Source organism: Microcoleus sp. CAWBG27 (assembly GCF_020883145.1).
Taxonomy (GTDB): domain Bacteria; phylum Cyanobacteriota; class Cyanobacteriia; order Cyanobacteriales; family Microcoleaceae; genus Microcoleus.
In genome coordinates this window covers 1-19,549 of record NZ_JAHREU010000033.1, presented here as the reverse complement: position 1 = coordinate 19,549, position 19,549 = coordinate 1, and the positions used below count along the sequence as shown (strand labels likewise).

Annotated in this window: 11 protein-coding genes; 5 read left to right on the top strand and 6 right to left on the bottom strand. The window is 49.2% G+C overall.

Going from position 1 to position 19,549, the window contains the following annotated elements; translation table 11 throughout:
* Nucleotides 1-84: 84 nt before the first annotated feature.
* Nucleotides 85-789 (top strand): rhomboid family intramembrane serine protease, encoded by a 705-nt coding sequence (locus tag QZ938_RS18520; protein WP_293352690.1) that lies wholly within the window; start codon nucleotides 85-87, stop codon nucleotides 787-789.
* A 174-nt stretch (nucleotides 790-963) separates the two neighbouring features.
* Here the strand turns inward: QZ938_RS18520 and QZ938_RS18515 are convergent, their stop codons facing one another.
* The 3 genes from QZ938_RS18515 to QZ938_RS18505 all read right to left on the bottom strand — a co-directional run bounded on the left by QZ938_RS18515 (nucleotide 964) and on the right by QZ938_RS18505 (nucleotide 10,285).
* Complete coding sequence (locus QZ938_RS18515) at nucleotides 964-3,990, bottom strand: calcium-binding protein (protein ID WP_293365618.1); 3,027 nt, start codon at nucleotides 3,988-3,990, stop codon at nucleotides 964-966.
* Nucleotides 3,991-4,024: 34 nt separating this feature from the next.
* Complete coding sequence (locus QZ938_RS18510; protein ID WP_293352686.1) at nucleotides 4,025-7,336, bottom strand: Ig-like domain-containing protein; 3,312 nt, start codon at nucleotides 7,334-7,336, stop codon at nucleotides 4,025-4,027.
* A gap of 732 nt (nucleotides 7,337-8,068) precedes the next feature.
* Complete coding sequence (locus tag QZ938_RS18505) at nucleotides 8,069-10,285, bottom strand: recombinase family protein (RefSeq protein WP_293352684.1); 2,217 nt, start codon at nucleotides 10,283-10,285, stop codon at nucleotides 8,069-8,071.
* A 52-nt stretch (nucleotides 10,286-10,337) separates the two neighbouring features.
* Between QZ938_RS18505 and QZ938_RS18500 the strand changes: the two genes are divergently transcribed.
* Both QZ938_RS18500 and QZ938_RS18495 read left to right on the top strand, forming a co-directional pair.
* Entirely contained in the window at nucleotides 10,338-11,693 is a 1,356-nt protein-coding gene (locus tag QZ938_RS18500; protein WP_293352682.1) for a proton extrusion protein PcxA, read from the top strand.
* A 153-nt stretch (nucleotides 11,694-11,846) separates the two neighbouring features.
* Nucleotides 11,847-13,247, top strand: coding sequence for a tyrosine-type recombinase/integrase (locus QZ938_RS18495; RefSeq protein ID WP_293144747.1), 1,401 nt, complete (start codon nucleotides 11,847-11,849; stop codon nucleotides 13,245-13,247).
* Nucleotides 13,248-13,772: 525 nt separating this feature from the next.
* Here the strand turns inward: QZ938_RS18495 and rodA are convergent.
* The 3 genes from rodA to QZ938_RS18480 form a co-directional block, all read right to left on the bottom strand.
* Nucleotides 13,773-15,032, bottom strand: a complete 1,260-nt coding sequence (rodA, locus tag QZ938_RS18490) for a rod shape-determining protein RodA (protein ID WP_293352680.1) — start codon at nucleotides 15,030-15,032, stop codon at nucleotides 13,773-13,775.
* 636 nt (nucleotides 15,033-15,668) lie between these two features.
* The gene (locus tag QZ938_RS18485) at nucleotides 15,669-16,016 is read right to left on the bottom strand and encodes a VOC family protein (protein ID WP_293144753.1); all 348 of its coding nucleotides are present in this window, start codon (nucleotides 16,014-16,016) and stop codon (nucleotides 15,669-15,671) included.
* A gap of 59 nt (nucleotides 16,017-16,075) precedes the next feature.
* Nucleotides 16,076-18,493, bottom strand: coding sequence for a tetratricopeptide repeat protein (locus QZ938_RS18480; RefSeq protein ID WP_293144756.1), 2,418 nt, complete (start codon nucleotides 18,491-18,493; stop codon nucleotides 16,076-16,078).
* Nucleotides 18,494-18,711: 218 nt separating this feature from the next.
* On the opposite strand from QZ938_RS18480, the gene QZ938_RS18475 reads away from it, so the two are divergent.
* Together QZ938_RS18475 and QZ938_RS18470 are read left to right on the top strand one after the other, a co-directional pair.
* The gene (locus tag QZ938_RS18475; protein ID WP_293144759.1) at nucleotides 18,712-18,894 is read left to right on the top strand and encodes an NfeD family protein; all 183 of its coding nucleotides are present in this window, start codon (nucleotides 18,712-18,714) and stop codon (nucleotides 18,892-18,894) included.
* A 216-nt stretch (nucleotides 18,895-19,110) separates the two neighbouring features.
* Nucleotides 19,111-19,293: an NfeD family protein gene (locus tag QZ938_RS18470; protein WP_293144766.1), complete on the top strand. Its 183-nt coding sequence runs from the start codon at nucleotides 19,111-19,113 to the stop codon at nucleotides 19,291-19,293.
* The last annotated feature ends 256 nt before the right edge of the window (nucleotides 19,294-19,549 follow it).

The window sequence follows — 19,549 nt, the reverse complement described above, 5'->3', positions numbered from 1 at the left end:
AAATTCTTCCTTCCGACAGAAGACTTTTTGTCTGCAAAAACGCTATCCTATTCCCAATATTTTGACGTTGAGAATAAAAAAACTATGGTTCCCTTACGCGATGACAATCCCACCAGTATCACTCCCTACGTTACCTTCGGGCTGATTGCTGCCAACGTATTAGTATTTTTGTACGAACTCAGTTTGGGCGATCGCCAATTAACGCAATTTTTCTACTCTTGGGCGGTAGTTCCTTGCCAGTTAAGCAATATGTGTCGGGTGTCTCTGCCAGTTTCGCCATTTCCCGAATGGACGACGCTAATTAGCTCGCAATTCCTGCACGCAGGCTTTCTCCACATTGCCGGAAATATGTTATTTTTGTGGATTTTTGGTAACAACGTAGAAGACCGTTTAGGTCACGTAAAATATTTAATATTTTACCTTAGTTGCGGTGTTTTAGCATCACTAACTCAGTGGTATTTTTCCTCATCATCGGCTATTCCGTCCCTAGGTGCTAGCGGCGCGATCGCAGGCGTGATGGGCGCATACATTCTCAGATATCCCCAAGCCAAAGTTCTTACTTTACTACCTTTGGGCATTTTTATTACTACAGTCAGAGTTCCCGCTTTCTTCTTTCTCGGATTTTGGTTTGCACAGCAAGCATTGAGCGGTTTGGCTTCCTTGAATGCGCCGGCAAGTGTGGGCATGGAATCCGGGGGAGTTGCCTATTGGGCCCACGCCGGCGGCTTTGTTTTTGGCGCGATTCTCGGCCCTTTGTTGGGACTTTTTTCTGAGGAAAATCAGATTTAGATAAGACGGCGGTTGAAACCGCGTCTACACAAACAAAGTCCGCCTCCGCGGACTGAAGAAAATAACATAATTTCAACAGCCCGCTGTTCTGGTCTTCAACCCGCGGAGGCGGGTTTTGTTTGTATAGGCGCGGTTTCAACCGCCCAGTCTTCTGCGCTTTTTTGCGATCTATTCCTAGATAAACGTGAAGTCAAATCCTGAAAGAGAAGTAACTCCTGTTACACCATTTAACTTCGCCAAAATGCGAGAATCGTTGCCGGCGAGGTTGTTGCCATTGCCGTCATAAATGATGTATGTATTGCCGCCGGAATCGTAGGCAAACAAGAATGCACTTCCTCCTAGAATATTTGCAGAAACAGTTGTCTGCACGTTCAGTAGAACTAGAGTGCCACTATTGAGATTTGGGAATCCGGGGGCAAAGTTAAACTGATCGGCGATCGGCACACCGAGACCGGTAAAATCAGTAATCACATCGTATCCGCCCGCGGCGATCGCAGCATTGATGGCCGCCGAAGAAGCTGCATCAAAGGCTATGCCACCATCCGCAGGACTGGTATAGCGGAATTGATTGCTGCCGCCGCCGCCCGTTACGGTATCTGCACCCAGGCCGCCTACGAGCACGTCGTTATCCAAGCCGCCGTTTATCGTATCGTTGCCGCCTTGGCCGTCAACAGTATCTGCCCCTGCAAAACCGTTCAAATTGTCCGGTAAAGAGCCACCAACCAACCTGTTAGGCCCGCTATCCGCCGGCAAGATTGAAACGGCGATCGTACCTGTGCCCGGAATTGTCCCGAATCCGTCGCTGACGCTGTAGGTAAAAGTAGTTGTACCCGCTACGTTGCCGGGGATGAACTGCACCTGAGTTCCGAGATTCACAGCTATGCCCAGTTTTGGCGTGCCGACATTGATAATGCTGAGTGGCCCTTTTTGTGGGCTGGAATCGTTGGCGAGTACGTCGATGAACGTCGGTAGCAGATTATTCGTATTCGTAAATACGATGCCATCATCGCCAAGCACCGGCGGCAGGCTAGTCGGAAGGGTTGACGATGTATTGAAAGAGTTGATGTTAATCGCGACTGAGGCTGCTGCGGTGCCACCTTGATCGTCCGCTACGCTGTAGCTGAAGGAACCGGCTGACCCGATTACATCAGTTTTAGGTTGGAATTGCAGGCCGAGTAATTCCTGAACTGTTAATTTTTGGTTCAGGGCGATCGGAGTTGTACCGACAAGCACTTGACCGAAATTCGGATTGGGCACTCCGATTACTCCGATCGACAATGGCTGGCCCTCTGGATCCGTGGGCTGGGAAATGCTGAGAGACAGGGGCGAATTTTGCAAAGCTGTCAGCGTTTTACCAGTTTCGACGATCGGCAGTTCGTTAGGAGTTGGAGTGGTAAAACTCGGCGGAACTGGCCCCCCACCAAAAGGCGGAGGAGTTGGGGTTGTCGCAGTTGGAGTCGGGACTATAGAAGGACTCGGACTCGGAGTTGTCCCCGGTGATGGACTCGGACTCGGAATCTGTGTCGGCAATGTCCCCGGTGATGGAGTTGGACTCGGAGTTGTCCCCGGTGATGGAGTTGGACTCGGAGTTGGAGTCGTCGGAGTTGGAGTCGTCGGAGTTGGAGTCGTCGGAGTTGGAGTCGTCGGAGTCGGAGTCGTCGGAGTTGGAGTCGTCGGAGTCGGAGTCGTCGGAGTTGGAGTCGTCGGAGTTGGAGTCGGTGGCGGTGTCGTAACAGGTTTTGTCCCCGTTGAGGGTGTGGGAGAAGCACTTGTCCCCGTTGGTGTTGGAGAAGGACTTGTCCCCGTCGGTGTCGGAGAAGGACTTGTCCCCGTCGGTGTCGGAGAAGGACTTGTCCCCGTCGGCGTTGGAGAAGGACTTGTCCCCCTCGGTGTTGGAGAAACACTTGTTCCCTGAATAGTAAAGGGATTATCTTCTACGCGCGGTATTCGAGCCGTAGTGAACCTAGATTCATCTAGCGAACCAGGTCGCACATCAACCAACACCGCCAAAAATTCGCCAGTTTGCTTGTCCTGAATAATCGTGTTGCTAGAATTCGAGCCTTGACCCTGGAAGATGTTTAACTGTGTAAAGTTCAGACCTCCAGCCAAGCCGATCGAATCTCCTGGCTTAAAATCTCTGATTAAATCAGCATCACCGATCTCGCGGCCGCCAGTAGTCAGAAACCCGCTACTAGAAACCGACGTACCCACCCTACCGAGAACAAAGATATCCGAACCCTCGCCTCCTGTCAGAGTATCAGACCCGCGATCGCCCGTCAGAATATCATCCCCAGCATCTCCAGACAGAGCATCATTGCCATCTCCTCCAAATAGCAGGTCATCACCCTCGCCACCCTCACCAGTATCGTTACCAACACCGCCGCTGATGACATCCCCGCCGTCGGCGCCCAAAAGAATATCATTGCCCGCAGCGCCTATCAGGCAGTCATTGCCCGTGTCGCCAAAAACAGTGTCACTGCCCTTGTCGCCAAAAATCAGATCGTCTTCGGCACCTCCGCGCAGACAGTCATTGCCTTTACCGCCATACAGCGTATCGTTGCCTTCAGAGCCCAAGACAACATCGTTCCCCTGGTCGCCAAAAACAGTATCGTTGCCCTGGTCGCCAGAAACCAAGTCATCGCCTTTGCCGCCCCGCACGCTGTCATTACTGCGCCCGCCTTCAACGATATCTTTACCAGCGCCACCATTGAGATAATCGTTACCGTCTTCGCCCCTGATGATATCGTCCCCGTCCCGACCCAGAACCGTGTCGTCCCCGTCGCGCGCGGAAATCGTGTCGTTGAACAAGCTGCCGATTAAATAGTTATTCCCGTCATTGGCGACAACTACACCATCGACAAACAGCGGCTGTGGGGGAGGCGTGGGTACAGTCGGAGTTGGTCGAGGCACCGGTACGATCGAAATCCCCGGGCCTGTCCCCATCGTTGTCGGGGAAGTCCCCGTTGTTGTACTTGGAGAAGTCCCCGTCGTTGTGGTTGGAGAAGTCCCCGTCCCACTCATTATTGGAGAAGTCCCCGTCCCACTCATTATCGGAGAAGTCCTCGTTCCCGTTGTGGTTGGAGAAGTCCCCGTTGTTGTACTTGGAGAAGTCCCCGTCCCCGACGACGGCGTAGGAGAAGTCCCCGGCGACGGCGTAGGAGTGGTCTCCGGTATGATAATTACTGGTACTGCACTGGGCATTTTTCGGACTCCTTGCGACGCTACTCAAAAACGATTAGATAAACTTAAAGTCAGAGGCAGTAATGACGGTGCTAAGAGCTCCCGGCACTGTAGGAATAGAATTCAACACTGCCAAATCGAAAGCTGGAAGACTGTCGTCTGCCACATTCGGGTCAAAGCCGAGAACATACTGGTTAAAAGTATTGTTCAGGTACACGAAGAAAGCTCCTGTTTTGCTCGAACCGTTTTGATTCTTCAACACTGCATTGATTGCTTGAGCGTTGTCAAATTTAGATTCAAACAAAATCACTTCTTGCTTGCTGATGTTGTCGCCGCCACTGCCGATATTCCTGACGATAAAACTGGTGAAATCGTTAGTAGTTCCCGAGTTGGTTAAACCTGCGAAATTTGACGACCTGAACAAGAATCTGTCGGTACCGGTGCCGTTAGCATTAAAGTCAGTAATGATATCTACACCTTCACTCGGAGTTTCGTAGTAGAAGAAATCATTACCAGCATCGCCGGTGAGCAAGTCAGAACCGTTCCCGCCGCCCAAAATATCATTGCCCGCACCGCCGGAAAGCGAGTCATTGTCATCGCCACCCAATACCAAGTCGTTGCCGAAGGCGCCGCTGAGACAGTCGCTACCGGCGCCGCCGTCTACAGTGTCGTCGCCCGCTTCGCCCAACAGGGAGTCGCCGCCGCCCTCGCCTAATATGTAGTCGTTGCCCGCACCTCCGAGTCCGGTGTCGCTGCCTTCTCCACCTAAAATGGTGTCTTCGCTATCGCCGCCGGAGATCGAATCGTTATTGATACCGCCATCGAGCAAGTCTCTGCCGATGCTGCCATCGAGGATGTCGTCGCCGGCACCGCCCTCGATCGAGTCGTCACCAATTCCACCCAATAATGTGTCGGTGCCGCTGCCTCCAAGTATCGAGTCCTCGCCGGCTTCTCCCAATATCGAATCATTCCCAGCGCCGCCGTCAATGGTGTCGCCGTTGTCACCGCCCGAGATGATGTCATTGTCATTGCCGCCGAACATCAGGTCGTTGCCCAGTCCGCCGGTTAGCGAATCTATGCCGTCTTCGCCATTGACGGTGTCGTTGCCCAGTCCGCCGTCGAGGTTGTCGTTGCCGATCGAGCCCAGCAGCGAGTCATTGCCTGCATCACCGAATGCAAAGTCGTCGCCGCCCCTGCCGTCGATGATGTCGTCCCCGGCACCGCCTGAGATGGTATCGTTGCCTGCCCCGCCGATGATGTAGTCGCTGAGGTTGCTGCCTGTAAAGCTGCTGGCAGGAAGTGCGGTGCGATCGACAATATTATCTACCACCGTAATGCTGAACGATGCCGGCCCGATCTTTGAAGACCCGTCGGAGGCTGTAAAGGTGAAACTGTCGCTGCCACCTCCTGCTAGCAAGTTGTATTTGACGATGTTGTTGTTGACATCGTCTTGGCTAAATTTGCCGCCCACGTTGAGAAATGTGGTACCCCTTTGCACAAAACCTCTGGTAGCGTCGGGGGCTTTAGTAATCGTGTAAACAATTTCCGATGGAGGGTTGTCGGGATCTGTCACCAACAAATCGGCGGCGGTGATTGTCTGAGTCGGAGCACTTTTGGCAACTACCACACCGTCGTTAATAACTAGCTGTGGAGGGTTGCTGACGTTGATAGTTACTGTCGCTTGAGCCGTGCCGCGGTTGCCGTCTGAGATCGAGTAGCTGAAGCTGTCAGAACCAGAGAAGCCAGCATTTGGGGTGTATTTGAAGTCGCCACCGCCCAAGGGAGTCAGAGTTCCTTTGGCTGTTGGGGTAAAAGTCGTAACCGTCAAAGGGTTCTTGTCTGCATCGGTATCGTTCAACAGAACGTTGAAACTCAGAGTTTGACCTGAAACCGTAGTGAAGTTGTCGTTAACTGCGACTGGAAGCTGATTGACAGGTGTCGGACTCGGACTTCCTGTCGGCGTCGGACTTGCTGTTGGTGTCGGGCTTCCTGTCGGCGTCGGCGTTGGACTCGGACTTGCCGTCGGCGTGGGGAAGATTGGCCTCGGACTCGGCGTCGGAGTGTCTGTGGGAGTCGGAGTGTCTGTGGGTGTGGGAGTCGGACTCGGTGTCGGAGTTGGTGTGGGAGTCGGACTTGCCGTCGGTGTGGGAGTCGGCGTCGGACTCGGAGTCGGCGTGGGAGCCGGCAGTGGGGTGGCGCTACCTGGAACTACGGGGGCAATTACAAATGAGCTGCGTCCCAGGGTTCTGCTGTCTACTCCGGGCAATACTGCTAAAAAGTCGCCGCTGACGCCGTTGCGAATAATGGTGCTGCCGGCTTTGCTGTCGGTGCTTTGGAAGATTACCAAATCTTCAAACTTGAGGTCGCCGCTCAGCCCGATCGCATCTTCACCTTGGCGAAAGTCTGTGAAAATATCAGCATCGGCGATATCCGGGCCGCCTGTGGTGAGAAATGCTGGGTTAGTGCCGTTGCTGCTGCTGCCACCGGGGGTACTGAAGGTACCGATCACGAAGACATCTCTGCCTTCGCCTCCTGCTACTATGTCTTTGCCTGCTTCGCCCCAAAGAATATCGTTGCCAGCACCACCGTCCACGATATCGTCCCCAGCACCGCCGAACACGATATCGTCGCCGTCACCTGCAAAAATTGTGTCCGCGCCGCCATTGCCGTAGAGCCAGTCGCCTCCTTCGTTGCCAAATAGCAAGTCTTCGCCTTCGCCACCGAAGAGCGAGTCATTACCTTGATCGCCCCAGAGAACGTCATCGCCGCGATCGCCCAAAAAGCTGTCGTCGCCCAACCCACCGCGCAAGCTGTCGGTGCCTTTGCCGCCGTAGGCTGTATCTTTGCCTTCACCTCCAATTACCGTATCGTTGCCGTCATTGCCGTACAACAAATCGGGGTTATTTCCCCCGTCGAGGGAATCGCCCCCTTTGCCTCCGTACAAGGTATCGAGTCCTGAACCGCCGTCGAGCACGTCGTTGCCGGGGCCGCCAAACAATACGTCCTCATCATCGTTACCAAATAGTAAATCGTCGCCGGCCGATCCTTGCAGGTTGTCATTGCCTTGCAGCCCGGAAATCACGTCGGGGCCGGGACTCCCAACTAACGAGTCGTTGGTTTCTGTTCCCCGAAGTACGCCCCCAATGATTGAGGGTACGGTACCTTTTCCTCCGCCCAATGTGTCGTCTATGCCGCCAAATGTGTCGTCAGAGGGAGTTGGCGTCCGGGTTGGTGTCGGCGACGTTGGCGTTGGCGTCGTTGGCGTTGGCGTCGTTGGCGTTGGCGTCGTTGGTGTTGGCGTCGTTGGCGTTGGCGTCGTTGGCGTTGGCGTTGGCTCAACTATAATAATTGGTACTGCACTGGGCATTATTTTGGCTCCTTATCAACAACGATCCCGATTAACTTTAAGAACTGATTAGTATCAGCTTGTTGCCACAAATCTGGCTTAAAATTGATTAATAATCTCGCTCATTTCTAGCATACTAAATCAAAATTGCAAGGGCTATAGATATTTTTTAACTCTGATATATTTCGAGCTAAAAATATTAATGATTGCACGTTTTGATACCTGTTTTGGGTACACTTTTATCTCCCCCAATTTCCCTCGAATCTAGAAGTCAGGCTGCGAGTAAAGCCCGAGTATCTATCCAGAGGTAGAAAAAATGAAAATCTTGGCATTCATAATTTTCTTTCCTCCTGCTTGTTGCCCAATGGCTTAGGGTGACTGTTGACCGAAGGACGAGCCCGCCGGGCCCCTGGATGCGAGACACGGGGATAAGTCGGCGGCGGTTTCAACCGCCTAAGCGTATTTGTGATAAAATGGAGCAGTAAGTAAGAATAACCATCTACGTGTTGAGACATCCTAGTTCTGAGAAATCCAGGCAACGGACATATCCGACTTCGCTTCGGAACAGTTAAAGGGCAAATAATGGCAGGTTGTTGAGCGTACCGTATCTTTGGCATTAGTGATGGACTCCGAAAGCATAAAAAAGCTAAAAGTATACGCAAAGCTTGGATTTATTTAAGCTGAGCGGGTAGAGGCGCCTTGATTTCCACGAGTGAAAGTTCGTATCAGGACTCTTCAAGAATCCCCGTCCCTTTAGGGCTGGGGAGTATCAAAAGAAACAGAGCTGTTAATGAGAGGCAGAAGCGGCCCGGTTTGCTCTTGGCCGTTGACGGCTAGTTCGCTGTGGCAAAGGTAAAGCACAGAACAACGACTTAACAAATCTACCAGAATTCGCCGCAGTCGCTGTTGGTCGGCGGCCGTTTCGTCTTCGGTTCCCCAGGGACGCCCCAATTGCGATCGCACAAATAAGGGTGCACCAAACAAAGTCGCCGCACCGCCGCTCAGCCACAGGGGCGAACCGGCATCCAGCCAAAAGTGCCATTTGTGGGCGCGGCGGCTGCTGCGGTACTGGAAGATGTTGGCGAGGGTGACGGCTTGGGCTTCTGGGCCTTGGGAACGGACTGGAAACGGGTTGGCGGTGACGGTTCCTTGGCGCAACAACTGGATGAACCGGGCGATTGTTTCTGAGTCGCCCCCGTTTGTGGGTTCTACACGCTGCATTCGCGCGTGTATTTCCCAGTAGTGGGCGGCGGTTTCCATTAACTCTCGGAGGGCTGCTAGCCGATCGAACGGCAGATATCTGTCGTTGATGAGAAATTTCTGGATCGCTCGATCGATCAGCGCAATGGGACTGGGTAACAGCCGCTCCTGTTGTTGCGATCGCTGTTGTTCGATCCACTCTACAATTTGCTCGTAGGCAAAAGCTGCTCTGTGTCCCACTCTGTCCCACCGGGGAAAGGCTGTAATTGCCAGAAGTTGAGGTCGATCGACATCAGGACAAAAACAGTGATCCGCAATTAAACCTGCTCTCACTTGGTCGATCGATTTGAGATTTTGGATTTGAGATTTTAGATGGAAATTGGGGTTATCTTCTGCTGTTTCCGGCAATTCCCGGTGTTTCTGGCTGCCTAAAATTACTAGCATTTCGGCTACGGCGTCTCGATCGACTAAACGGCCTAGTCCAGGATAAACTAACGCTAGCAAAGTCAGCAAAGCTCGAATCTCTGGCGTAGTCGATAGGGGACGCTGATCGTTGAGCGATTCGGCTGCGATACCATCTCGGGCGAGAATTTCGGTTAAACTGTAACGGGCGATCGCATCCATCCCAGGAGCAACTACGGCGATTTCCTGCGCTTCGACAGCTTTTGACTTCACCGCATCCACGATAATTTCGGCGGTTTCTCGCAGCAGTTGCGCCCGGGAAGTGGTTTCGAGCGATCGAACCGAGCCTGGTAAACTCAAGCCTAAAGGATAAAAACCGTCAGAATTTACTGCCAAACTTACGGCCAAATCCCCAATCTCTGAGGATAAACCGGCTTGTGCGTCCAAATTTTCCACCAAGCCGCAGCGGCTTTCGAGTTGGGCGAGGTATTCCGTGTCAGCCCCCAAACCCAAACGCACTCCTCCATCCGGATTGTAGGAAAAGGCCCCCGCTGCGCCAGTGTCGAGCATTCGATCGAACAAATGACGGCTGATGGCTGGATAATCGTCAACATCATCGGCGATGACAGCTTGATATCTAGAAGCCAACTGCTGCTGGTAAGTGACATTTGGCAACAAATAGCGCCAGTAGAGTTCGCAGACAATCCCGTAAGTCAGCAGCCCCCGCGTCAAGCACCATTCCCGCCACCTTTCGAGCAACTCTCCCATGCTAGTCCACAGGCTATTCGAGCCGTCACCAGCGGCAAATCCCTGTTGGAGAATGTGGGGAATTTCTTCTCTGGGCGTACCGCTGACAGCAGCAAGTTGTAATAAGTCTAGAGTTCGACGCACCATGCGATTTGGACTTACCCCTGTTTGTTGCAAAATCCCTTCGTCTAACTCGCGACGCCAGAGTCTGGCTGCAAGTTCCAATTCTGTTTCAGGTTGCAGCCGCAGGGGAAATTGAGCCTTCAAATCCAGCGACTGCAAAAGCAGCGGCCAAAATAGCAATACTTCCTGCTCAAAAAAACCGAATGGTGTTGTGGAGTGAAAGGCATATTTTCCTTCGGTAGCTATGGCGATGCGATCGGCCAATTCCAACCGATTGTCCCCGTTAGCTGCTAAGACTAAAATTGCTGGGGCTGTTTGTCCTGCCCGCCACCGCCCGGAACGCCCGCGGCTTGAAACGTTTGCGGGCAAGGGCTTGACAGTTTTGCTCCACACGCAAAACTGCTCGACTAAGCGAGCTGTTTTGCCACTGCGAGCGCCTCCTACAATCCAAATAGAATCTGCGGAAACGGTTCCTAATTTATCTAAATTTGTTACCATACCATGAATACTTTAATCACTAATATCTGCTACTAACTAATGGACTCCAGCTATGAATACTTCTCTGTGGAACAGGTTTGTAAAATATCTCTACAGCGCTAACCAGTGGTATAGAGAAACGCCTGAAAGGGCACTAGAACAAGCCTATGATGCTGCGCTAGCAATTAAGGCGATCGAAGATGAGCATTTTGGCGGCCAAGGCATCTCCGAGCGATCGGGAGATTACGGACACAGCACCCTGTCTTACTTTAAATCCGAACTGAAAAAATACCTCAAGGTCATCCAAACGAGAATGGTTGAGTTTAATGCTAGCCGTTCTTTTTTGGAATTGCCCGATCGCGTGGGGGCAAAACCGCAGGCGGGTAACAGCGCCCAGCGCCACCAACAAGGATTAGGTTTAGAGAATAAAGATCGATCGTCCCTGGTATTCGAGAAGCTAGAGTTTATTGATGGAGTCATTGACAAGTATATTAATAATAGTAAATCAACTGCCATTGTCCCACTTGTCAGTTCGGTAAACGTGCAGGTGAAATCTACAAGCAGTTCTCAACCTAACGCCAATCAAGGATTAGCTAATGGCAATCAAACTCATGGGGAGGTTGACACTAGCTCTGAAGAGGTAAATTTATTACCCCGATCGCTTTTGGGAACTTTGAATCGAATTACTAAAGAGTTAGATCCGGAAGCGGAAAAAGAGGTAGTTAGAAATTTCCGAAATTCTAAAGTAAAAACAGTCATTTCTCTGAGATTTGTTTTGCTTTTGATTTTAGTTCCGCTGTTAACAAATCAAATTTCCAAGAACTTTATAGTGGGGCCAGTAATTGACCACTTTCGAGTCAAGCATAATGCTCCATTATTCATAAATGTTGACCTAGAAGAAGAAGCCTTAAAAGAACTAGAGCGATTTGAAAATCATCTAAAATTTGACACTTTAATTGGCATAGCACCGTCACTTTCTCCAGAGGAAAAAGAAAAGAAGGTTGCCGAGAAAGCAGTTGAGCTAGCTGAGGAATACCGCAAAGAAAGCGGTGGAGCAATTAAAAATATTTTTGCCGATTTGATTTCCGTGATTGCCTTTGCCGCGATTCTCGTCACAAACAAGAAAGAGATTGAAGTTTTAAAATCTTTCATGGATGACGTAGTTTATGGACTCAGCGACAGTGCGAAGGCTTTTGTAATTATTTTGTTTACCGATGTGTTTGTGGGATTCCACTCGCCGCACGGTTGGGAAGTAATTCTCGAAGGTTTGTCGAGGCATTTGGGACTCCCAGAAAATAGGCAGTTTATCTTTCTGTTTATTGCGACGTTTCCCGTGATCTTGGATACGGTATTTAAGTATTGGATATTCCGTTATTTAAACCGGAGTTCGCCTTCGGCGGTTGCTACTTACAAGAACATGAACGAGTAATCTGCAAACCATTCTATACTCATTACACACAGGCGCCTAAGTTAGGCGCCTAGCTAGTAAACAGAGATAATCTAGACCAAATCTAGAAAATCTATAGAAACCACAGAACCTTTACAGACCAATAGTTACAATCATTTCAAAGGGAGAAACACCGTGTACGCCAAAAATAAAGCACAGGCTGCTTGTGACGTAAAAGTTACGATCGACAGAGGTAGCATCCGCCTTTCATTTCCCAAGAGGCACACACCCCTGTGGGAACTAATGGACGGTAAATCACGCAAGGGCAAGCCAAAGTACCTCTACCTAGGTAAGGCAGGCTTCTCAGCGTCTGATCCGACCGACGTTAGGCGTGCCGAGTTGATAGCCGCTCAGATGGAGGATGACTTAGATCATCCTGAGTGGGAAAAGTTGTTCGATCGCACGCTTGAAAAGTACGGCTTGGCGGGCTTGCTAGGTGGCAAATATGCCAAATTAGCTGACGTACTTCAGTTGCCAGGCGTGGTACAAGCGCAACCCGAAATTACTGTGGGGACAATGTGGGAAGCCTATTTAGAATGGAAGAGAACTGTCATTGAAGAAACGACGTTCAAGGTTACATATGAAAAGCATTTCTCCAACGCCATTAAGAGCTTGTTGTATTTATCGCTAGATAATGCTCAGCAAATTAAAACAATGGTTGCAGAAATAAGTGTTTCTAAAAAAAGTCAGTTGTTGAATGAACTTAGTCGCGCTTTTGACTTCTGTAAATCAAAAGGCACATTAGTCAATCCAACAACTGAGAACCCTTTTGTACTAGATAAGTACAATACGCCTACTATAACCACCCAACAAAAGTATGCCAGCAGAATTGTTAACGGGGAGGAAAAAGAATGGCATGAAATACGGGATGAAAAAACGCTAGAAGATGACAGACGCGCTTTTACCAAGGATGAACGTGACATCATTATCAAGGCTTTTTACGAATCGAGACGCGTCAATCGACGGGCGTTAGCGCCATTAATTGAATTTTATTTTCTTACAGGATGTCGAACGGGAGAAGCCTTGGCACTCACTTGGAATGATGTTGATTTAGATCGCGGAATAATCCGATTCAGTAAATCGTTGGGTATCTCAACGAAAAAAGTGAAAGAAACAAAAACGGGTGAAACAAGATTGTTTTATTTCAGCAACAAATCTCGGTTAAAAAATTTACTTTCTGGGATAAAAGCAACATCGAAATTTGGCTTAGTTTTTGCGAATACTGAAGGTAATCATATGCTACAGGCAATTATAGGCAACGTATGGCGGGGGAGTCATAGCTCTAAGATGGTTGATGGCACAAAGGTAAACCACTTCTACCCTGGTATAGTCACTCGGTTAGCTGAACAAGGTTTAATCAGCAAATATCTACCTCAGTATCACACCCGCCACACGTATATCACGCTCACAGCGCACGCCAATGCTCATAACAACAATGCCTTGCTTCACATAGCTACCGCTTGCGGTAACAGTGTTGACGTAATACTCAGGCACTACCTGGGCGTAAGCGAATCAGTTGAATTAACAGAGGTCTAACCTCTTACCCCCTCTCCTTATCACGTACCTCCCTTACTAAGGGATGTATTTTTTTTGCCAATTTTCGATCGCGATTTCAGACAAAAAAATACTCTTGCCACCACAACAAGAGTATTTACCAACAGATACATCAACCGGATAATTAATTACTGAAGCGATCCGCTACCGCTTAGTTCCGTAGTCATCTTGTCTAGCAATTGTTGCATCTCTACAAGAATATGAACGAGTAATCTGCTGATATTTCAACAATTGACAGTTACCTAGGCGTAGGGTGCGTCGCCACGAATAATTCTCGCCCTCAACCAGGCTGAGGGCGAGCGACGCACCCTACAATTTATAACTGAAGTCCTCCTCAGAGACGTAGGGTGCGTCGCTACGAATAATTCTCGCCCTCAACCGGGCGGCCAGCAAGCGACGCACCCTACAATTTATAACTGAGAACCGCTATATCAGGACTGAAGTCCTCACTACAAACCTGTTATTCTGTTTGTAGTGAGGACTTCAGTCCTCAAAAAATATCATGTGCTAATTCCAACGCTTCTTGCGCTGTCGCTGGTTCGCTACCGCCTCTACCAATCCCAATCCGAGAAAATTACTCAGCAGCGACGCATTCCCGTAACTCAGGAAAGGTAGCGGAATCCCCGTAACCGGCGCTAAGCCTATGTTCATCCCAATATTTACGAATACCTGAAAAATTAACATTGACAGTACGCCGATCGCCAGCAAGGAACCAAAATTGTCGTTTGCAGTTTGTGCGATCGTCACCAAGCGGAAACAAATGATCCAGAACACCAACAGCACTGCAATGCAGCCAATAAAGCCCAATTCTTCGCCGATCGCTGAAAAGATAAAGTCCGTATGCTGTTCGGGAATAAAGTTAAGCTGAGTTTGGGTTCCGTGAAACAAACCTCTGCCTTTGAGTTCCCCAGCCCCGATCGCAATCCGAGATTGAATCAAGTGATATCCACTACCTAAAGGGTCTTTCTCGGGGTTCAAAAACCCTGTCAGGCGCATTTTTTGATAATCCTTCAGCACGCCCCAAAATACGTGTCCGACGTGTCCCGACACCACATTCACTAGCACAGCACCGAAAGTCCCCAGCCAAGGCCAAGGTAGGCTTCGCCAAGCGATAATACCCGCAACGACTACCCAGGCTATCCAAATCGGTGTGGACACGTTATTGAGGAGAACTGAGAATAGAGGAGAGAACAGCAATATCAGCCAACCGGGATTAACATTACCCCAGTAAAACATCCCCATTGTGATCGCGCCAAACACCAGCGAAGTACCTAAATTTGGTTCGGCAAAGATCAATCCCCAGGGCAGGGCCATAATCGCCAGCATTCTCAACATATCGCGCACTGTAGGGACAGTCTTGTCGTGGAGGAGAGCCGCTAAGGTGATAATCATCCCTATTTTGGCAAATTCTGAGGGTTGCAGGTAGAAGCCGCCGATATTGATCCACCGCTGGGCACCGAGCCCTGTAGTACCAATAAACCGCACTGCGATCAGCGACAAATTAATAATTACGTAAATCTGCCATTTCCAGTCCATCAGTATTTGGTAGCGACAGCGGGAAATGATGATGGCGAGGAACAAACCGACTCCGCCAGTTGCCCAGTGCCGCCACCAGTCGATCGATCCCTGGTTGATTTCGACGCTGCGGATCATGATTCCGCCGAAGATGGTGAGGCCGATGCAAGCGGCAAACAGCCAAGGATCTGCTTCTTCCCAGGGTTTGAAGATCGATGTCCAGCGGTTTCTGACTTGTATTCTTTGGAACATGAGGATTTTAGATTTTAGATTTTAGATTTTAGATTTTAGAGCCGATTTTCGGAAGTTGTGGATATATTTTGGATTCTGAGCCTGCACCGTAGTTTAGAAGCATTGGTGTCAATATGTTACTTTATTCTGCCAGTTGTACGGAGGTTCCGGGCCGTCTCCCACGGGATCGCAGTGTCTGCGGCCATCATTCTATGGCTTACGGGCTCCTGCACCAAGAAACCGGGCTTTTCCGTCTGATTGAGGGTTGACATTTCGTGTATTAGTGGCGAAAAGTGGGTTGCTGTCCGCAATTTATACCATTTTCACAAAAGATTGTTAGATAATAGTTGTGCTTGTTTATAAAACCATTGCGATATGGTGCGTCGCTGGTAAATTGTCGATATAGCGGTTCTCACAAAGATTCGCGGACGTTGTTGGGCTTCAGCCCTATACGTTTAAGGGGTTATCGAGCTGTCAGTTATACCTCATCTTTTTGAGAAAGGCTATACCTCGCACGATCGACAAAATTTGATATTCCTGGACGTACAAGTAGTCATAAATCTGGGTTTTTTACTAAAATCCTTGGTTATGGTCACAAATTAGATAAAAAACCCGGTTTCTCTGCTTCTAATACGTCCAGAAGTTGACTAATCGACCTCAGACAGGTTCGTAAAGGTACTCAAAACCGTTACCGTCGGGGTCTCTGCCGTAAAAAGACGCTGTACCGTCGCGGTGTTCGTGAATCTGGGTGACGGAAACACCTTCAGTTTTGAGTTGTTCGTAGGCGGATTCCATTTCGGTGCGATCGTCAAATACAAACCCAAAATGCGGCCCTGCTTGGTCGTAAGTCGGACTCAACAGCGCCAGTCCGTCATCTCCTGCTTTCAAATAAGCCCAGTCTGCATCTTTCCAAACTAACTCCATTCCCAATTTGCTGTAGAACTCAGCAGCTTTCTCTATGTCTTGCACGCAGACGGCTACGTGTCCCAATCGTTTTAGTTTCATGTCTAGAAATTTTATTGTTGTGCTTTACTTTATTGTATCTTTTTTCCTTTGTTTCTCAGTTAATTAGGGATTTTTTCGGGATTTTTGGTAGCGGCAAACTGTACTTTTTCTACTTGTTTGCTGGCGTCCATTTCGCTGAACAGTTGAATGGCGCGATCGAAATTTTCTTGGGCTTTCTCGATGTTACCGAGTTTTTGTTCTGTCAGTGCGAGTTGATAGCAAGCTTCGGCTCGGTCTAATTTAGCGCTGGGCAGATCGAGTATTTCTATTGCTTCTGCATGGTGCTGCATGGCTTGGTCAAATTCTCCTCGTTCTCGGTACAGGGCAGCTATACCGCTAAGAGCTTTGGCTTTGACGGTGCTGTACTGGTTTTCGTCTGCCTGGGCGATCGCCTGACTGTACAAGCTCAAAGCTTTTTCTGGATCTCCGAGGTTTTTGTAAGTGCTGGCTAGAAACACTAACTTGTATCCCGTACCCACTAACTGACTCTCTTCGCGATCGGCATATAGTTTGTCGGCGAGTTCCTTGGCAGCTTTTTTGACTCCCACACAGGAGTTGAGAAAAGCTAACCCGACCTCGATCGAATAACTGTTAATCCCGATAATCCCGATTTCCTCCCGCGAATTTTTCATCTTGGCAAATATCTCCAGAGCTGGTTCTAATTCCAGCATTTCTATTTTGCAAAACCCTATATTGATTGCAGCGTTAAGTTTCCAAAATTCTAGATTAGCTTTTTGGCCGTTTTCCGGTTCGCTATTTTTTGCTATATTTTGCAGACATTTAGTTGCTTTTCTTTCGGATATTTGGTGACATTCTATGGCTTGATTGATATCGCCCAATATTCTGTAAGAAACGCCTAAAATACTGTAAAGACCGCTCAAATAATAGTCAGAAGTCACATTGTTGACGATGCGAGTAGTTGCTGAAATTATTGGCTGCAAGAAACCTAGTTTATAGAGCGCTCGTCCGAGCTTGTAGTCTTTGGCAAACTGGATATTGATTTTTTTGAGGATGACGCTAGCGGCCTGCTCGAAACAGCTAATTGCCACGTAATGATAGTAAGCTTCAAAAGCTTTCAGCGCATCTTCTACTGTTTCAATAATCTCGACGCTATCCGTCCAAAACTCGGCTGCTTTGCGGTTGGCGGTGTCCCAGTCTGCGGGCGAAAGCCGATCGACTGCTTCTTCTCTAATTGCTGGATGCACCCAGTATTCGCCTTTTTGGGACTCGACTAGCGATCGGTGCAACAGCGATTTAATGATTTGTCTGCGCCCAGCTTCGGGTACGTCCCAAAGCAGGCACAAAAGTCCGTCACTAGGGACTGTCGGCACGTCTTGATAGCGGTAACAGCCCAAGCGGCAGAGGAGTTGATAGGCTTCGGGATCTAATTCTTGCAGGCGGTTGAATTGACTGGTAACTAGATTTTTTAAGTCGGTTTCCACCAACGGATCGTCGCTATTTTCCAGCCAGTAGGCTGCCATATCTCCGTCAAAATCTTCTCGGATTGTGCCCCAAAGAATGCCCATGGCTTTGGCATTACCGCCGTAAACTTTGTGCATTTCCCCGAGTGCGACAGGATCTATTTTGATGTTGCGATCGCTAAAATACTGCTGCCAAGTTTCCACATCCAATCCCGGAAGCAGGTAGTGTTCGACGGTTACGTCAGAATCGCAAAGTCGATCGCGACTGGTAATCAGCGTTACCGACTGCACCGCCGCGTCAGCCAAAACTCGCAACAGTTCGACGTACAGCCGGTGCGGTTCAATAAACTTGCCTTGTCCGTCGAGGGCGGCTTCCAAGTTGTCAATCAAGACGCCGACTTTGAGAGTCTGAAGTTGCCGCTTCAGCCGCCCGAGGGTGACACCAAAGTCTGGCCCTGGTTCTTCTTGGAAGTCTTGCTTTAACCATTCTTCGATCGCACTCTCTAAGGCTGTGAGGTTTTCTGTCTCTTTTGCCATCAGCAGTTCAATGACGCGATCGAACCCTTGAGATTTCAGGTACTGTCTGGCTAAAGTCGTTTTGCCCATACCGCCGGCACTTTGGATCACAATCACTTTAGCGCCTTGGGCGACCAAAGTATTCAGATCCTCGATCGCCTGAGACCTACCCAAAAAGTTGGGATTTTCGATTTCCAACTCCGAATCTAGCCCCAGAGACGATCGCGGCGGAACAATTTGTCCCGACTGGGGTTCTAGTAAAGTGCTGCGCCAATATCGATCTATTACCGCTTGCAGGTTATCTCTTTTAACTTTTTCGCCTTCTCCAAACAAAGCTGAAAGGCGCTTCCACAAATTAGAAGCAGCATCCTTAACAGTCCCTACTCCATATCCTTCACTCTCTGCAACCTGTTGGTACGTCCTGCCTTGCACCCCCATCCATGCTTCGCGAAAGATCGCGCTGTCAAGGTTGTCAAGAGTTTTCAGGTTTCGAGCCACAAGTAACGAGTTAGTAAAATCCAGTGCTTGATCCGCTTCCATTGAGTCACCAGGTTTAGCGTTACTTACCTATATGAAACAACTCTAACAGACTTTTTCCGACTCGCTTACACGCTCAAACAGCCGACTTATAAGGACTTTTGCCGACTGACACAGCCGAGGTTGACCTGCCAGACTGTTGAGTGTGGAGGGGAAGTTGACCGACAAGCTTCTGACATCCGCACCAATCAAGTCGAACATACATTCAGGAGCCAGCAGCTATGTCTATTAACACTGATGAAAAGGCGATCGTCGATGAAGCAATTCGCCCTCAAGAGTCCGGGCGGGTGCGCTTTCAAAGCACTTGGTGGCCTGCAAAATGCGATCGAGACATAACTTTTCACCCCGGCGATGTGGTTCGAGTTGTGGGAATTGACAACATTACCCTGATTGTCACAGCCTAGTTTTGACAGTTGACAGTTGACAGTTGACAGTTGACAGTTGACAGCCAGAGGGCGACCTCTACCTATTAAGGAAGAGGATTCGAGTAATGAATAGTCTTTTTTAATTTCTGCCTACAAGGGTGGAGGCTTTAAACCAATTATTTTTGGTAGCGAGTCGAGCAATCAGTTTTTCGCATCTCAAAGTTCAGCCAAACTTATAATCAGGAGCCAGCAATCATGACTTTTGACAATTCCGAAAAAGCGATCGTCGATGAAGCAATTCGCCCTCAAGAGTCCGGCCGCGTGCGCTTCCAAAACAGTTGGTGGCCTGCAAAATGCGAGCAAGAGATGACTTTTCAACCAGGTGACGTGGTTCGCGTCATCGGAATTGACAACATTACTCTGATTGTGGCAGCCTAGCTATCGATCGAGCCAACGAATCGAGTCCTACAAGTTTTTACCTCTCAAGAATCCGACGAATCTGCACTCAGGAGTCCTAAAGTTATGAGTCTCAACCATTTGAAAAAAGCCGTCGTAGAAGAAGAAATCCGGGCGTTGCTGAATCAAGGTATGAATGCTCCAGGAATGGGAATATCGTCAAACTTCAAGTAATGTATTAATAATTTAATAGAATGCTTGAGCATTTCCTCACATTTAGAATAACAAAGAGTCTTGC

What these genes read in the sequence shown, in the direction of transcription:
- QZ938_RS18475 (WP_293144759.1), top strand. Translation starts at nt 18,712, where the DNA reads ATGTCTATTAACACTGATGAAAAGGCGATCGTCGATGAAGCAATTCGC.
- QZ938_RS18480 (WP_293144756.1), bottom strand. Translation starts at nt 18,493, where the DNA reads ATGGAAGCGGATCAAGCACTGGATTTTACTAACTCGTTACTTGTGGCT.
- QZ938_RS18505 (WP_293352684.1), bottom strand. Translation starts at nt 10,285, where the DNA reads ATGGTAACAAATTTAGATAAATTAGGAACCGTTTCCGCAGATTCTATT.
- QZ938_RS18515 (WP_293365618.1), bottom strand. Translation starts at nt 3,990, where the DNA reads ATGCCCAGTGCAGTACCAGTAATTATCATACCGGAGACCACTCCTACG.
- QZ938_RS18520 (WP_293352690.1), top strand. Translation starts at nt 85, where the DNA reads ATGGTTCCCTTACGCGATGACAATCCCACCAGTATCACTCCCTACGTT.
- QZ938_RS18510 (WP_293352686.1), bottom strand. Translation starts at nt 7,336, where the DNA reads ATGCCCAGTGCAGTACCAATTATTATAGTTGAGCCAACGCCAACGCCA.
- rodA (WP_293352680.1), bottom strand. Translation starts at nt 15,032, where the DNA reads ATGTTCCAAAGAATACAAGTCAGAAACCGCTGGACATCGATCTTCAAA.
- QZ938_RS18485 (WP_293144753.1), bottom strand. Translation starts at nt 16,016, where the DNA reads ATGAAACTAAAACGATTGGGACACGTAGCCGTCTGCGTGCAAGACATA.
- QZ938_RS18500 (WP_293352682.1), top strand. Translation starts at nt 10,338, where the DNA reads ATGAATACTTCTCTGTGGAACAGGTTTGTAAAATATCTCTACAGCGCT.
- QZ938_RS18470 (WP_293144766.1), top strand. Translation starts at nt 19,111, where the DNA reads ATGACTTTTGACAATTCCGAAAAAGCGATCGTCGATGAAGCAATTCGC.